The sequence below is a fragment of the Pseudomonas sp. LF-5 genome, assembly GCF_037626295.1.
Taxonomy (GTDB): Bacteria; Pseudomonadota; Gammaproteobacteria; order Pseudomonadales; family Pseudomonadaceae; genus Aquipseudomonas; species Aquipseudomonas monsensis.
Genome location: NZ_JARKMT010000011.1, coordinates 200,477 through 216,224 on the forward strand (window position 1 = coordinate 200,477; position 15,748 = coordinate 216,224).

At 61.6% G+C, this 15,748-nt stretch carries 14 protein-coding genes; 9 read left to right on the forward strand and 5 right to left on the reverse strand.

What is annotated here, in order from left to right:
* Positions 1 to 89 precede the first annotated feature (89 nt).
* Together PseuLF5_RS24440 and pobA are read right to left on the reverse strand one after the other, a co-directional pair.
* Entirely contained in the window at positions 90 to 1,607 is a 1,518-nt protein-coding gene (locus tag PseuLF5_RS24440; protein WP_128616299.1) for an MDR family MFS transporter, read from the reverse strand.
* Between the two features lie 80 nt (positions 1,608 to 1,687).
* The gene (gene pobA, locus PseuLF5_RS24445; protein ID WP_186746773.1) at positions 1,688 to 2,881 is read right to left on the reverse strand and encodes a 4-hydroxybenzoate 3-monooxygenase; all 1,194 of its coding nucleotides are present in this window, start codon (positions 2,879 to 2,881) and stop codon (positions 1,688 to 1,690) included.
* Between the two features lie 177 nt (positions 2,882 to 3,058).
* Between pobA and PseuLF5_RS24450 the strand changes: the two genes are divergently transcribed.
* Positions 3,059 to 3,943: a helix-turn-helix domain-containing protein gene (locus PseuLF5_RS24450; protein ID WP_186746776.1), complete on the forward strand. Its 885-nt coding sequence runs from the start codon at positions 3,059 to 3,061 to the stop codon at positions 3,941 to 3,943.
* A gap of 133 nt (positions 3,944 to 4,076) precedes the next feature.
* Here the strand turns inward: PseuLF5_RS24450 and PseuLF5_RS24455 are convergent, their stop codons facing one another.
* Positions 4,077 to 4,253, reverse strand: coding sequence for a hypothetical protein (locus PseuLF5_RS24455; protein WP_177490692.1), 177 nt, complete (start codon positions 4,251 to 4,253; stop codon positions 4,077 to 4,079).
* Between the two features lie 106 nt (positions 4,254 to 4,359).
* Entirely contained in the window at positions 4,360 to 5,292 is a 933-nt protein-coding gene (locus tag PseuLF5_RS24460) for a LysR family transcriptional regulator (protein WP_123466312.1), read from the reverse strand.
* Between the two features lie 114 nt (positions 5,293 to 5,406).
* Here PseuLF5_RS24460 and PseuLF5_RS24465 point away from each other — a divergent pair, with 114 nt between their 5' ends.
* On the forward strand, positions 5,407 to 6,285 hold the full coding sequence (locus PseuLF5_RS24465) for an MBL fold metallo-hydrolase (protein WP_340134885.1): 879 nt from the start codon (positions 5,407 to 5,409) through the stop codon (positions 6,283 to 6,285).
* A gap of 45 nt (positions 6,286 to 6,330) precedes the next feature.
* On the forward strand, positions 6,331 to 6,945 hold the full coding sequence (locus PseuLF5_RS24470) for an NAD(P)-dependent oxidoreductase (RefSeq protein WP_222834418.1): 615 nt from the start codon (positions 6,331 to 6,333) through the stop codon (positions 6,943 to 6,945).
* Positions 6,946 to 7,067: 122 nt separating this feature from the next.
* Here the strand turns inward: PseuLF5_RS24470 and PseuLF5_RS24475 are convergent, their stop codons facing one another.
* A complete protein-coding gene (locus PseuLF5_RS24475; RefSeq protein WP_186746783.1) occupies positions 7,068 to 7,949 on the reverse strand; it encodes a LysR substrate-binding domain-containing protein in 882 nt (293 codons plus the stop codon).
* Positions 7,950 to 8,178: 229 nt separating this feature from the next.
* Between PseuLF5_RS24475 and PseuLF5_RS24480 the strand changes: the two genes are divergently transcribed.
* The 6 genes from PseuLF5_RS24480 (at position 8,179) to PseuLF5_RS24505 (ending at position 15,594) form a co-directional block, all read left to right on the forward strand.
* Positions 8,179 to 9,816, forward strand: a complete 1,638-nt coding sequence (locus PseuLF5_RS24480; protein ID WP_336347246.1) for a 5-guanidino-2-oxopentanoate decarboxylase — start codon at positions 8,179 to 8,181, stop codon at positions 9,814 to 9,816.
* A complete protein-coding gene (locus PseuLF5_RS24485) occupies positions 9,813 to 11,264 on the forward strand; it encodes an aldehyde dehydrogenase family protein (RefSeq protein ID WP_128614823.1) in 1,452 nt (483 codons plus the stop codon). The genes PseuLF5_RS24480 and PseuLF5_RS24485 overlap by 4 nt, the downstream gene beginning before the upstream one ends.
* Before the next feature lie 217 nt (positions 11,265 to 11,481).
* Entirely contained in the window at positions 11,482 to 12,585 is a 1,104-nt protein-coding gene (locus PseuLF5_RS24490) for an ABC transporter substrate-binding protein (RefSeq protein WP_340134886.1), read from the forward strand.
* 186 nt (positions 12,586 to 12,771) lie between these two features.
* Positions 12,772 to 13,680 carry an ABC transporter permease gene (locus PseuLF5_RS24495; RefSeq protein ID WP_340134887.1) on the forward strand — a complete coding sequence of 303 codons (909 nt, stop codon included), beginning with the start codon at positions 12,772 to 12,774 and terminating at the stop codon, positions 13,678 to 13,680.
* Entirely contained in the window at positions 13,677 to 14,525 is an 849-nt protein-coding gene (locus PseuLF5_RS24500) for an ABC transporter permease (protein WP_340134888.1), read from the forward strand. Before PseuLF5_RS24495 ends, PseuLF5_RS24500 begins: the two co-directional genes overlap by 4 nt.
* A 13-nt stretch (positions 14,526 to 14,538) precedes the next feature.
* Complete coding sequence (locus PseuLF5_RS24505) at positions 14,539 to 15,594, forward strand: ABC transporter ATP-binding protein (RefSeq protein ID WP_340134889.1); 1,056 nt, start codon at positions 14,539 to 14,541, stop codon at positions 15,592 to 15,594.
* Positions 15,595 to 15,748: the final 154 nt, after the last annotated feature.

Consider the following 15,748-nt stretch of genomic DNA (forward strand, 5'->3'; position numbering starts at 1 on the left):
GCGATCAGGGTATGTCAGTCGACATCATTGTTGAATGAAACACCCTGATCGCGAGCAGGCTCACTCCTACAGGGATCGTGGTGTTTGTTCTATCTGGCACCGTGCTCACGCCCGCGCAACAGGTTATTGGGCATCGCAATCGCTGCCGCCAGCCCCAGCAGCGACACCGCCGTGCTCACCCACAACAAATGCCGGAACGTCACCGAAAGCTCCGCACGCAAGGCGTTCTGTGCATCCCCTGGCGCCGCGTTCAAGCCATCGAGCAACACGTTGCCCGAATGCCCCTCGCTCATCAGCGAACTGCTTGCCAGATGGGCAAAACTCGAATCCTGCAAGAAGGCCAGCAACAGTGCCGACATCAACGCCACCCCCACCGCGCCGCCCAGCGAGCGAAACAGGTTGGTGGTGCTGGTGGCGACACCGATGTCACGTTGCTCTACCGAGTTTTGGGTGCCGACCAGCGACGTGGGGAATTGCATACCCCCGGCAATGCCGCTGAGCAGCATGAACAGACCACTGAGCAGCGTTGCTTCTGGCGGACTGAATGCCATGCCGAGAATCGAGATCGGCATCAGGGTCGCACCGGTGAGGATCTGCGGTTTGTAGCGCCCGGTGATCGACGTGCGCCGGCCGGCGAAGTAGGCACCGATTGGCAGGCCCATCGCCAATGGCAACAGATGCAACGCCGCACTGTCAGCGCCCGCGCCGGTGACACTCTGAAAGCGCAACGGCATCAGCACGATCAACGAAATCGCCTGGAAACTGGTAAAGAAAATCGTGCACCAGCACAGCAGGGCATTGCGGTTGGCGAACAGGTGCATCGGTAGCAGCGGTTCCCGCGCCCGGCGTTCATGCCAGACGAACACTGCCAGCACCACGACGGCGCAGGCGAACAAGCCAAGCACTTCACTGCTGCGCCACGAATGACCCTGACCGACCTGGGTGATGCCCAGCAACAGCGCGGTCAGACCGATGATCATCAGCAGCGTGCCGAGGTAATCAATGATCGGCTTGCGCTGCGGAACCGGCAATCCGCGCAGGTTGCGCCGCGCCACCCACCAGGCACCGAGGCCCAGCGGCAGGTTGATCAGAAACACCCAGCGCCACGACAGGTATTCGGTCATGTAACCGCCCAGCACCGGACCGGCGACACTGGCCACCGCGTACATGCTGCTGAAATAACCCTGATAACGCCCGCGCTCACGCGGTGGCACGATGTCGCCGATGATCGCCTGACTCACCGAAATCATGCCGCCGGCGCCGATGCCCTGAAGAATCCGCGCCAGCACCAGTTGTTCCATGCTTTGCGCCATGCCGCAGAACAGCGAGGCGAGGGTGAACAGACCCATGCCGAACAGCATCAGTTTGCGCCGCCCGTACAGATCGCCGAGCTTGCCGTAGATCGGCACGGCCACGGTCATCGCCACCATGTAGCCAGAAATTACCCAGGCCAGCAGGCTGACATCCTTGAACTGGGCGGAGATGGCCGGCATCGACACGGCGACGATGGTCTGGTCCAGCGCGCCAAGAAAGATCGCCATCATCAGCGCGACCAGCACGCTGCGAATGGCCGGTTTGGGTGTTTCAGGCTGGTGAAGATTGGTCACGGGCGAAACCTGCGGGCAGTGAGAATCCCGCAGGTCGCAAGGCGAGCGGGGGATGCTCGCCAGTGTAAGTCGATAGCAGGCTATTCGATAGCCTCATATGGAAGTCCGACGTAATTTTCTGCAATGGTTTTTCTGCCGGCTTCGGAGCTGACGAAATAGTCGAGTTCCGAGGCGCTGATCCGCTGGCTGAAGTCATCATGTTCGTCGAACCGGTGCAGCATCGAGGTCATCCACCAGGAAAACCGTTCGGCTTTCCATACCCGGCGCAGGCAGATTTCCGAGTATTTCTCCAACAGGTCGGTGCGGCCGTCGCGATAAACCTTCAGCAGAATATTGAACAGGGTGCTGACATCGCTGGCAGCCAGGTTCAAGCCCTTGGCGCCGGTAGGCGGAACGATATGGGCGGCATCGCCGACGAGGAACATCCGCCCGTACTGCATCGGTTCGACGACAAAGCTGCGCAGTGGCGCAATGCTTTTTTCAATCGACGGACCGGTGACAAGTTTCTCGGCAAGCTCGGCGGGCAGGCGGGTTTTGAGTTCGTCCCAGAAACGCTGATCGCTCCAGTCATCGACCTGTTCTTCGGCAGGCACTTGCAGGTAATAACGGGTGCGAGTCGCCGAGCGCATGCTGCACAGGGCGAAACCGCGCTCATGGCGGGCGTAGACCAATTCGTCATGCACTGGAGGGGTGTCGGCGAGAATGCCCAGCCAGCCAAACGGATAGACCCGTTCGAAGACCTTCAGGCAATCGGCCGGAATCGACTGTCGAGCGACCCCGTGGAAGCCGTCGCATCCGGCGATGTAATCGCAATCGACGCGCCAGGTTTCACCGTCCTTTTCGAAAGTGACGAAGGCTTCGTCGCTTTTCATGCCGTGGGGAACGACATGGCTGGCCTCGTAAAGGGTCGGCGCGCCGGCCTCCCGACGAGCGGCCATCAGGTCGCGGGTGACTTCGGTCTGACCGTAGATCATCACGGTCTGGCCACCGGTCAACCCGTGCAGGTCGATGTGCACCTGACGCCCGTCCAGGGCCAGATCGAAGCCGCCGTGCACCAGCCCTTCGGCGTCCATCCGCTGACTTACACCGGCCTGACGCAACAGCTCTACCATGCCTTGTTCAAGCACGCCGGCGCGGATGCGACCGAGGACATAGTCGGGTGTCTGACGTTCAAGAATGAGGGTGTCGATGCCGGCGTTGTGCAGCAACTGACCGAGGAGCAAACCGGACGGACCGGCACCAATGATGGCGACTTGGGTTTTCAGCGTTTTCATTGTTTTTATGACTCGCAAGCTTCACGCGGCCAAAGCCAGTGAATGATTTTTATGGATCGAGTGCTTGCATTTTTCCCTTGCGGGTCTGTCAATTGAAGGTGAAAACTGAGCCGATATCTGTACATTCTGCCAATCGGTGCGATTATCGCCCAAAAACCTGAGGCCTGGATTGAAGTGATGAACACGCCTGACCTGCCTTCGATTCCGGTGTTCAAGCTCTACGGTGAAAGCCTGGACTGGCCGACCCCTGACTTGCTGCACTGTGAAACCATTTCTTCCCGCAGCCGCGAACATCAATGGGAAATCAAACCCCACCGCCACGCCGATCTGTGCCAGTTACTCTTCGTTTTCAAAGGTCAGGCAGAGCTTGAAATCGAAGGTCAGCGCACGCAACTCGAAACCCCGGCGATTCAAGTCCTGCCGCCGCTGTCGGTGCATGGCTTCCGTTTTTCCGAGGACGTGGAAGGCTTCATCGTTACCCTCGCCACGCCGCTGATCAACCATCTGCAGGCGCAGCTGGGCGATTCGGTGCACGCCCTGGCCCAGACGCAAAGCTATCCGGCGGGCAAGGACGGCGAGTACCTGAACAGTCTGTTTTCAGCGTTGCAGGCCGAGTACAACGGCCATCAGCCGGCGCGGGAAATGCTCATGCATTCGCTGGTCAGCGTGATTATGGTCTGGGTTAGCCGTCAGGCTATCGTGCGACACAACGCCAGTCAGCGGCCGCAACGCCAGCGCGAATACCTCAATGGCTTTATTCAATTGGTGGAAGAGACCTACCGCCAGCATGTGAAGGTCGAGGATCTGGCCCATCGTCTGGGCATTTCCGTCTCGCATCTCAACGGCACCTGCCGGGAACTGGCCGGGCAACCGGCGCTGCAGATCATGCACGAACGCCAGTTGCTGGAAGCCAAGCGCTTGCTCACCTACACCAGCATGACCATTTACGAGATGTCGGAGTTGCTGGGGTTTTCCGATCCGACCAACTTCACGCGCCTGTTCCGGCGCCGGGTGGGAATCTCGCCAAAGGCGTTTCGCGACCGTCTGAAGGCCGAGCAATAAACGCCTGAACGCCACGAACCCTGTGGGAGCTGGCTGGCCAGCGATAGGGGTGGTCCAGCCGTTTCAATGCTGAATGTCAATCCGCAATCGCTGGCCAGCCAGCTCCCACCGGATTGACTCCAGTTCAGGTCAATCAGCGCAACGCATTGAGCGTCGCGTTATGCGGAATGCAGCGTTCGAAATTACAGCTCGCGTAATCACGGGGCAGCTGCCGCATTTGCTCGACCCGCCAGGCCGCAGTGCCGTACAGCGCCAGCGTGGCGGCGCAGGTGATGAAAATCGCGAAGTACCTTCTTGTTTTGATGTTCATGGCAATGACCTCTGAACGCATACCCTGCGGTATTACTTTCAGCATAGGTCAGGTAGAAGCAGCTGCAAGCGTCGAGCGGCACGCGCCAACATGAATGGCGGCGCAGCTAGCGTGTAGCTTGTGGCTTGACGCTGGAAACCGCTTCATCCCAAGCCGGGTTTTCGGGGAATCGCTGCACCAGAAAATCCAGCATGCTGCGCAGCGCCGCCGGCATGTGCTTGCGCGAGGCGTACACCGCGTAAATGTTCATCTGCCGTGGTTCGGCATGGGGCAACAGGCGCACCAGCTCACCGCTGTGAATATGCACCCCGGCCTGATAGGTCGGCAGCATCGCCACCCCCGCACCGGCCAGTGTTGCGCGCAGTAACGTGCTGGCTTCGTTGGCGCTGATATTGCCCTGTACCGGCACCGAAACCGGTTCACCGTCTTCCTCGAAATGCCACAGGCTCTTGCCGAAATACGAGTGCGTCAGGCAATTGTGCCGGCTCAGCGCTTCGACGCGCTGCGGCGCCGGTTGTTCTTGCAGATAGGCCGGCGCGGCGCAGACTACCGAGCGACACACGGTCAGGCGTCGGGCAATCAGGTTCGGATCGAGATCATTGCTGGTGCGGATTGCCAGATCAATGCGCTCGTCCACCAGGTTCACCGTGCGGTCGAGCATTTGCAGGTCGATGCTCACCCCCGGATAGCGTTTGACGTAGGCGGCCACGGCATCGGCCAGTTGTGCCTGGCCGAACGAGGTGCTGACACTGATGCGCAGCAGCCCGCGCGGTGCGTCATGGGGTTCGCTGACGGCGGCCTGCATGTCGCTCGACAGTTCGAGCATCTGCCGGCAGCGCGGGAGGATTTCGCTGCCCGCCGTGGTCAGGCTCAACTTGCGCGTGGTGCGGTGCATCAGGCGCGCGCCGACCCAGTCTTCCAGCTCCGCCAGATAACGCGACACCACCGGCCGCGACAGGTCCAGATGATCGGCCGCCGCCGACTGACTGCCCAGATCCACTACCGTGACAAACACCCGCATTGCTTGAAGACGATCCATGATTTGCCCGCTTTCAGAAACAAACTATGTTCAAGCATCGCATTTTTTGTACCGAGTCAGGCAACTAAGCTCTGTCCCATCGCCAAACACGGCATTCGGACCACGGAGCAACAGATGATCGGCTTCACTACCCTCAAGCGCGTTTTGCTGGCCACCGCCACCCTCGGCTTCGCGGCGCATGCCGCTGCCGCCAACCTGAAACTGGATGTCTACAACCCAGGCACCAAGGCGATTTTCCCGGTGACCTCGGTGCTGGTCAGCGGCGAGAAAGACGCGATTCTGGTCGATGCGCAATTCGGCAAGGCCCAGGCCGAACAGGTCGTGGAAAAGATCCGCGCCAGCGGCAAGCACCTGACCACCATTTACATCAGCCACGGTGACCCGGATTACTATTTCGGCCTCGATACCCTGACCCAGGCCTTCCCCGATGCAGAGGTTCTGGCTTCGCAGCCGACCGTCGATCACATCAACAAAACCGTCGCCGGCAAGCTCGCCTTCTGGGGCCCGAAAATGGGCGCCGACGTGCCGGCCAAAACCATCGTGCCGGGCGTGCTCAAGGGCGACAGCCTGATGCTTGAAGGGCAGAAACTGCAGGTGGTCGGCCTTGACGGCAAACAACCGGATCGCAGCTTCGTATGGATTCCGTCGCTCAAGGCCGTGGTCGGTGGCGTCGTGGTGGCCGAGAACATCCATGTGTGGATGGCCGACACCCAGACCGCGCAATCCCACGCCGACTGGCTGCAAACCCTGCACTCGATCGAAACCCTGAAACCGAAAACCGTGGTGCCGGGTCATTACCTGGGCGAGAGCAGCCGTTCGTTGGCCAGCGTGAAATTCACCGCCGACTACATTAAGGCGTTCGACGCCGAAACCGCCAAGGCCAAGGACTCCGCCGCACTGATCAAGGCCATGCAGAAGCGCTACCCGACACTCGGCGAAGAAAGCTCGCTGGAGCTGAGCGCCAAAGTCGCCAAGGGCGAAATGCAGTGGTAACCCGATTCTGAAAACGCAGCACTCTCAAGCCAACTGGAGAATGTCATGAGCAAGATCGCAATCATTGGTGCCACCGGCCGTGCCGGTAGCCAACTGCTGGAAGAAGCCCTGCGTCGCGGCCATAGCGTTACGGCTATCGCCCGCGACACCTCGAAGATCGGCAGCCGTGCCGGCGTGGTCAGCAAGAATGTCGACGTGCTGGATTCGGCAGCGCTGCAAGCCGCCGTGGCCGGTCACGACGTGGTGATCAGCGCCGCGCATTTCGCCACCGTGCCCGCCAGTGCCGTGGTCGGCCCGGTGAAGCAGGCAGGCGTGAAGCGTCTGTTGGTGGTCGGCGGTGCCGGTTCGCTGTTGCTGCCGGACGACACCCGGGTGATCGACAGCGCCGGTTTCCCCGCCGAGTACAAAGCCGAGGCCAGCGCTGGCGCGGCGTTTCTCGATGCGTTGCGTTCGGAGAACGAGCTGGACTGGACCTTCCTGTCGCCGTCGGCCGAGTTCGTCGAAGGCGAGCGCACCGGCAGCTTCCGAGTCGGCAAGGATCACTTGCTGTTCAGTGCCGAAGGTCGCAGCTGGATCACCTTCGCGGATTACGCGATTGCGCTGATCGACGAAGTGGAAACGCCGAAGCATTCGCGTCAGCGGTTTACGGTCGGCTACTGATGCTTCCCACGTTCCAATTGTAGGCCTTCGCCTGCTCGCGATAGCAGTGTGTCAGTCGACGTAAATGTCACTGACCCACCGCCATCGCGAGCAGGCGAAGGCCTGCAGGGGAATGTGGTGCTTCAGCGGGTATGCGCCTGCTCCACCAGCCAGATCATCAACTCCTCCAACTGCGGCGACGCTTCCCCACCCTGCGGCATCACCACGTAGTAGCCCAGCCCCGTCTTCACCTTCAATTCAAACGGCATCACCAGCCGCCCGGCGCGCAGGTCGTCGCCGATCAACGACCAGTCGCCAATCGCTACCCCTGTCCCATGCGACGCCATCGACATTGCCTGATCCAGCGTCTCGAAATGCTGGCCCATGTTGACGTTGCTCAACTGCAATTGGGCAGCGTTCAGCCACACCGTCCAGTCCTGTGTGTCGCGGGTCGGGTGCAGCAGCAGATGCTGTTGCAGATCGGTCGGTTCGGTCAGCGCCGCAGAGCCCTTCAGTAACGCGGGTGAACAGACCGGTGTCAGTTGCTCATCGAACAGGTGCAGGGCGGTCGATGAATTGTCCGGCGGCGTGCCGTAGATCACCGCGGCATCGAACTGCTCGCGCTGAAAGTCCACGCCGTGGGCCAGGGTGGTGGTCAGTTTGACCGGCACGTCCGGGCGTTCCTTTTGCCATTGCAGCAGGCGCGGCACCAACCAGCGCATCACGCAGCTGGGGGCCTTGAGCTGCAGGGTTTCGCGCTTCAGACCAATCTGCTCGGTGGCTTCGCTGATCAGGCCGAAGATCTTCTCCACCCGGGGCAGCCATTCACGCCCTTCGGCGGTCAGCTCCAGGCCCCGGGCCAGGCGAATGAATAACGCATAACCCAGATGCTCTTCCAGCCCGGCGATCTGCCGGCTCACTGCCCCTTGGGTGATGTGCAACTGCTCGGCCGCCCGCGTGAAGTTGCAGCACTGCGCGGTGATCAGAAACGTGTGCAGGGCGGGCAGGGGAGGCAGTCGTTTCATGTGGATCCAAGGTATGACGTGAGGACATGGCTAGTATGACTTTTAATCGATTGTTGCCGCTACCTGCCGCCCGTTCAATGAGCCCATTCCACCCGGATCAATGTGGGAGCGAGCTTGCTCGCGAATACGGTTTTCTATTCAGCATCAATGTGGCTGATACACCGCTTTCGCGAGCAAGCTCGCTCCCACACTGGCACGGCGTATTGAACAAACAAGAAGGGCAATCGACATGGCGACGTGTGGCGAAGTACTGGTCAAGTTACTCGAAAATTATGGGGTCGAGCAGGTGTTCGGCATTCCCGGGGTGCACACCGTGGAGTTGTATCGCGGGCTGGCCCGTTCGAGCATCAACCATGTCACTCCACGGCATGAACAGGGCGCCGGTTTCATGGCCGACGGCTATGCGCGTACCCGCGGCAAACCGGGGGTGTGCTTCATCATCACCGGTCCGGGCATGACCAACATCACCACCGCGATGGGCCAGGCCTACGCCGACTCGATCCCGATGCTGGTGATCTCCAGCGTGCAGACGCGCAGCCAGTTGGGCGGCGGTCGCGGCAAGCTGCACGAGCTGCCGAACCAGAGTGCGTTGGTCGGTGGCGTCGCTGCGTTCTCTCATACCTTGATGTCCGCAGCGGAATTGCCGGGCGTACTGGCCCGTGCGTTTGCGCTGTTCCAGGCCGGGCGTCCACGTCCGGTGCACATCGAGATTCCGCTGGACGTGCTGGTGGAAGAGGCCGATGAATTGCTCGCCAGCGTTCCGGTCAACATCGACCGCGCCGGTGCCGCCCCCGCCGCCGTGAGCCGCATGAGCGAGCTGCTGGCCGGCGCACAACGACCATTGATTCTCGCGGGGGGCGGTGCGATCGACGCCGCCGCCGAACTCACCGAACTGGCCGAATTGCTCGACGCTCCGGTGGCGCTGACCATCAACGCCAAAGGCATGCTGCCGTCCAGCCATCCGCTGCTGATCGGCTCGACACAAAGCCTGGTCGCGACCCGCGCACTGGTGGCCGATGCCGACGTGGTGTTGGCGATCGGCACCGAACTGGCCGAAACCGATTATGACGTGACCTTCGCCGGCGGTTTCGAAATCCCCGGCAAACTGCTGCGCATCGACATCGACGCCGATCAGACCGTGCGCAACTATCCGCCACACGTGGCGTTGGTCGCCGACTCGCGCAACGCTGCACAGGCATTGCTCAGTGCTTTGTCGCACCAACCTCTGGCCGAGCGCCGCAACGATTGGGGCCAGGTGCGCGCCGCGCGTTTGCGCGACGATCTGGCCGCGAGCTGGGATGCGCCAACTCTGGCGCAGACGCGCTTCCTCGAAACCGTCCTGCACGAGTTGCCGGATGCAGTGTTCGTCGGCGATTCCACGCAACCGGTGTACACCGGCAACCTGACCTTCAACCCGGAACGACCACGGCGCTGGTTCAACTCGTCCACCGGATACGGCACTCTCGGTTACGCCTTGCCGGCGGCCATTGGCGCGTGGCTCGGCGGCAGCATTGAGGATGGCGCCCGTGCGCCGGTGGTGTGCCTGATCGGTGACGGCGGCTTGCAGTTCACCCTGCCGGAACTGGCCAGCGCGGTCGAAGCGCGCACTCCGGTGATCGTCCTGCTGTGGAATAACCAGGGTTACGAAGAGATCAAGAAGTACATGGTCAACCGCGCCATCGAGCCGGTCGGCGTCGACATCTACACCCCGGACTTCATCGGCGTCGCCAAGGCCCTGGGTTGCGCTGCCGAGGCAATCGGCTCGGTGGAACAACTGCGCGGCGCGCTGCGCGCCGCCACCGATCGTCAGGGCCCGACCCTGATCGAAATCGACCAGACCCAATGGATGCAGGCGGTGGCCAAATGATCAATTTCCCGACCACACTCGATGGCCTGTTCATCAATGGCCAATGGTCCGCCGGTTGCGAGCATCTGCGGGTGATCAACCCGGCCACCGAAGCGCTGCTGACCACGGTCAATGGCGGTGACGAACAAGCGGTCGATCTGGCGGTCGCTGCTGCCACGGAAGCATTCAAGGACTGGTCGAAAACCAGCGGTGCCGAGCGTGGCGCGATCCTGCGCAACATCGCCAGCGGCGTGCGCAACGGTCGCGACCACCTGATGAAGCTGCAGTCGAGCAACAACGGCAAGCCGCAATTCGAGGCGGCCATCGACGTCGACGACGTGATCGCCACCTTCGAGTATTACGCCGAACTCGCCGAAGGCCTCGACGCACAACTGGACAGTCACGTGGCGCTGCCCAGCGACGATTTCAGCGCCCGTCTGCGCCGGGAACCGTGCGGTGTGGTCGGGCTGATCGTGCCGTGGAATTTCCCGATGGTCACCACCGCGTGGAAACTCGCACCAGCGCTGGCCGCCGGCTGCTGCGTGGTGCTCAAACCGTCGGAAGTGACGCCGCTGCCGGAGCTGGAACTGACGGCGATCATCGCCGAATCCGGCCTGCCCAAAGGCGTATTCAACCTGGTCTGCGGCACCGGCCTGGCGGTCGGTGCGCCACTCTCGGCTGATCCACGCATTGCGAAGATTTCCTTCACCGGCAGCAACGCTGTCGGCGTCCAGGTGATGCAACGCGCTGCGGAAACCGTGAAAGGCGTGAGCCTGGAACTGGGTGGCAAATCTTCGCTGTTGGTGCTTGAAGATGCCGATCTTGAACTGGCGGTGGAGTTGGCTTGCGGCGGCGGTTTTTTCAACGCCGGGCAGATGTGCTCGGCCACCAGTCGGGTGCTGGTCGCCGATGAGCTGGCCGATGAATTCCTCAACCGCTTGCAGGCCCGTGCAGAAAAAATCCGCGTAGCCGATCCGTTCGACCCGGACGTGGAGATGGGCGCACTGGTCAACCAGGCGCAATACCAGCGGGTGCTCGGCCACATTGACCGGGGTCTGAGTGCCGGAGCGAAGCTGGTGTGCGGCGGCAATCGTCCGGCGGATCTGCCGCGCGGCTATTTTTTGCAGCCGACGGTGTTCACCGAAGTGCCCCTCGACAGTGCGCTGTGGTGTGAAGAGATCTTTGGCCCGGTGCTCTGCGTGCGCAGTTTCAGCAGCGAAGCCGAGGCGATTGCCCTGGCCAACGACAGTCAGTTCGGGCTGGTCGCCAGTGTGGTAACGCGTAACGCCGAGACCGCCGACCGGGTCGCCAACGCCCTGCAGGCGGGGCTGGTGTGGCTCAACGCGCCACAAGTGATCTTCCCGCAGACGGCATGGGGCGGCTACAAGCAGAGCAGCATCGGTCGCGAATTGGGGCCGTGGGGCCTGGCTGCATTTCAGGAAATCAAACACGTGATCCGGGCGCTCTGAACGCCCGAAAACGGGGAGCGCATGCCTCGCAACGAGGCATGCGCCGGTGTCATGGCTTCGATGAGTTTTTATCGATAGTCAGGTGTATTGCACGACCTCAGGATGAACCCGTCGGCAGCGCTGCAGGCCTTTGAACACAAGGCCTGCAGCAGATCCGGCCGCGCGGATGCAACGGTTGCGACCAACCTCATACTTAAAAGAACAAAGGGAGTCCTTCATGGGCGAGCATGATCTGAACAGGCGTCAATTCATTAAAACCGTCGGCGTCGCCTCGGTAGCGGCGGCGGCCCTGAGCATGCCCTTCATCCGGGCCTCTGCCAGCGACACACGTTTCGCCGGCAAGACCCTGCGCTTGTTGACCTGGTCGGATGACACCGGCCTCGCCGCACTGCGCAATATCGCCGCCACGTTCGAGGCCAAGACCGGCGCCAAGGTCATCGCCGACCGCACCGGCAGCACCTCGGAAATGGTCGCCAAACTCAAGGCCGGCGGTGACCGTCCGCAGTACGACATCATCACCCTGGCCGGGGTCGGCGCCGAAGGTCTGGCCGCCGCCGGACTGCTGGAAAAACCCGACCTCAACCGCATTCCCAACCTGATCGACGTACCGGAAAAATACCGCACGGGCGCCAACGGTCACGGCATCGGTTACCTGCTGTGGTGCAACAGCCTGGTCTACAGCACCCGCACGCTCAAAGAGGCGCCGAACAGTTACGCGGCATTGTGGGACGCCGATCTGGCGCCGAGCATTTTCCTGCCGCCGCCGAACTGGACCGAGGCGATGGACCTGATCATCATCGCCGCCAAACTCGCCGGCGGTGACGAACACAACATTGAACCGGGCTTCAAGAAACTCGCCGAACTCAAGGATCGCGTGGTCACCCTTGGCGAGAACCCGAACCAGATCGCCGAGCTGTTCCGCACCGGTTCGCTGGACATGGGCGGCTTGTACGCCCCGGCCTTCTTCCCCAAGCAGATCCGCGATCCGAACTACGGCCTCGGCGCCACGTTCGGCATGAAGGAAGGTTTCTACACCGACCTGATGCTGTCGGTGATGCCGAAGAACCGTCCCGGCGACACCGATCTGGCCTACGCCTTCATCGACCACTCTCTCGACCCGCTGGTGCAGGGCAAGATGGCCGAAGACATCTTCAACGGCCCGGTCAACGCCAAGGCGATCATCTCCGCCGAAGCACGCAAGAGCCCGTACATCCTCACCCCGGAGCAGATTGCCGAGAAGGCGATCATGCACGACAACGCCTTTTTGGCGACCGTGCATGACCAATGGATTCGTCGTTATACGGAAATCTTTTCTTCCTGAGCCGAACACCATCCTTCAGAGCACCACAAACCCCTTGTGGGAGCTGGCTTGCCAGCGATGACGGCCTACCTGTCGACAATGATGTCACTGACAGATTGCGATCGCTGGCAAGCCAGCTCCCACAGGGGCACGGTGGTTTGGAGAGCTGTGTTCGTCAGTTGTTCTTCCATTGACGAGATCATTGCTATGGAATATCAATCCCTGAGCCAACCGGTCGACGCCGGCAGCGTGCGCCCGGCGCGCGGTGTTTCGCCGACCGCCCGGGCGTGGTTTTTCCTCACGCCGTCGATGCTGTTTCTCGGCGTGCTGATCGCCGCCAGCCTGCTGGTGTTGCGCATGAGCGTCGGCACCAAAGGCGCGGAGTGGACGGGGTTCAGCCTGGCCAGTTACGCCCAGTTGCTCGAACCCTATTACCTGAAATCCTTGCTGCTGACCTTGCGTCTGGCACTGATCAGCGCGGTGATTGCCGTGCTGCTGGCGATCCCGGTGGCGTACACCATGTCGCGGCTGACCTCGCCGTTCCTGCGGCGGATTTTTCTCGCGGCAGTGCTCCTGCCGCTGCTGGTCAACCTGCTGCTGCAAAGCTATGGCTGGCTGGTGATTCTCGGCCCGGGCGGGATGCTCAATCAGGCGCTGATGGGCCTGGGCCTGATCAAGCGCCCGATCATGTTGCTCTACAACCAGAACGGCGTGCTGATGGGCCTGGTGCAGACCGCGTTTCCGCTGGCCGTGCTGCCGATTGCCAGCGCCATGCGCGGCGTCGCGCGCACCTACGAAGAGGCGGCGGCAACGCTGGGCGCCAGTCGTTTTCAGGTGTTCCGTCAGGTGGTGTTGCCGATGAGTCTGCCGGGGATCATCACCGGGGCGACGCTGGTGTTCGCCTACAACGCCAGCAGTTTTGTCGTGCCGTTGCTGCTCGGTGGCCGCCGTGTGCCGATGCTCGCGGTGATGGTGCATGACCAGATCGCGCCGCTGATGAACTGGCCCGCCGCGTCGGCGGCCGGGGTGGTGCTGATCGTCACCACGCTGGCGATCATGACTTTGTCCGAATACATCACCGGCCGTCGTCGGCGTCTGCTGGAGGCTTCGCAATGAGTGCCCTGACCAAGAAGCGCATGGCGCTGTTGCCCGGCGACACCGGCAAGTTCGCCGGCATCCTCTCCGGCTTCATTCTGCTGCTGGCGGTGTTGCCGATCCTGACCATGATCGTGATGTCGTTCAGCGGGGCGTCGAACCTCGATTTCCCGCCGAACAGCTACAGCCTGCAATGGTACGAGGCGGCCTGGCACACTTTCGTTTCGCCGGACGCCAGTGATGTGTTGAGCCTCGGCCAGGCCATGGCCACCAGCCTGTTGGTGTCGTGCCTGACCATGGTGTTCGCCACGCTGATCGCGGTGCCTGCCGCCTATGCGCTGACCCGTTGCGAGTTCCGTGGCAAAGCCGTGGCGCTGCAACTGATGTCGCTGCCGCTGGTGTTCCCGATGGTGGTGTTGGGCCTGGCCTTGCTGCTGGTGTTCGACAGCCTGCCGTTCCACCTGACCACCTCGCGGCTGGTAATTGCCCACGTGATTCTGGCGCTGCCGTTCGTGGTGAAGAACTGCACCGCGGCAATGCTCTCCATCGGCAGTGAAGTCGAAGAGGCGGCGCGGATGCTCGGTGCTTCGCCATTGCGCGCAATTGTCGATGTGGTGGTGCCGTTGATGAAATCGGGGATTCTGGCGGGAATGCTGCTGGCGTTCATCGTCTCGTTCAACGAATTCACCGTGACCTATTTCCTTTACACCATCGACGTCATGACCGTGCCGATCTGGATGTACAGCCGCACCGTGTCATCGCTCGACCCTACCGTGTTCTCGTTTGCCGTGCTGATCGTGCTGATCGACTTCGTCCTGATCTGGGCGCTGGAGAAGCTGGTGGGCGAGGGCGGCGTTTCCTTTTGATTTGAGGTGCAACATGACTGGTCTGATTCTGGAAAACGTCGAGAAATTCTACGGCTCGGCGTGCGCGGTACAAGACGTCAACCTGCATTTGCCCGAGGGCAAACTGGTGTGTTTTCTCGGTCCGTCGGGCTGCGGCAAAACCACTTTGCTGCGGATGATCGCCGGGCTGGAAACCCTCAGCGGCGGCGAAATTCGCCTGGACGGCGAGGACATCGGCCAGACCCCGGCGCACCTGCGCAACTTCGGCATGGTCTTTCAGTCGCTGGCGCTGTTCCCGCACATGACCGTCGGTGAAAACATCGCCTACCCGCTGAAATTGCGCGGCGTCAGCAAGGCTGATCAGCAGAAGCGGGTGGTGGAGTTGCTGGCGTTGATCCAGTTGCAAGCGATGATCGACCGTCCGGTGGCGAAGCTTTCCGGGGGGCAGCGGCAGCGGGTGGCGATTGCCCGGGCGATTGCCTCGCGGCCGAAAATTCTTTTGCTCGACGAACCGCTGTCGGCGCTGGACGCCAAGCTGCGCGAGTCGATGCAGGTGGAAATCCGCCAATTGCAACAGCGCCTGAACATCACCACGATCATGGTCACCCACGACCAGCGCGAGGCGATGACCATGGCGGATATTGTCGTGGTGCTGGGCGAGCACAAGGTGCAGCAGGTCGGTACGCCGATTGAAATCTATCGGCACCCGGCCAATGAGTTTGTCGCTGACTTCATTGGCTCGGGCAACATCTTCCCGGCCACGGCATTGGGCGATGGCAAAGTCGGCCTGCCGGGTGGCGATGCACTGCAAGTGCCGATCTGCAGCAGCATCGTGGTGGGGCAGAAGGTGAAGATGCTGATTCGCCCCGAAGACCTGCAACTGTCTGCACCACAGGCGACGGCGGGCAATCGCCTGCTCGGCAAGGTGACGTTCGTGCGTGATATCGGCGCGACCATCGAGACCACGGTGGAGTGTTCCGGGGTGACGTTCACTGCGTTGAGTACGCCGTGTCAGGGGATTGGTTTGGGGATCGGGCATCCGGTGTCGGTGACGTTGCCGGTGGAGGCTTGTCGGGTGTTGGGGGCTTAGAGCGAGGTCTGACTCCGAATCGCCCCTCACCTGATCTGGCTTAATGATTCTGGACACCCTTAAAGGGCGGTAATCTACGCCCAGCGAAGAGGTGGCATTTGACTAGACGATATTTTTCGACAGATTTCAAACGGGATGCGGCTTGCCTGGTTTT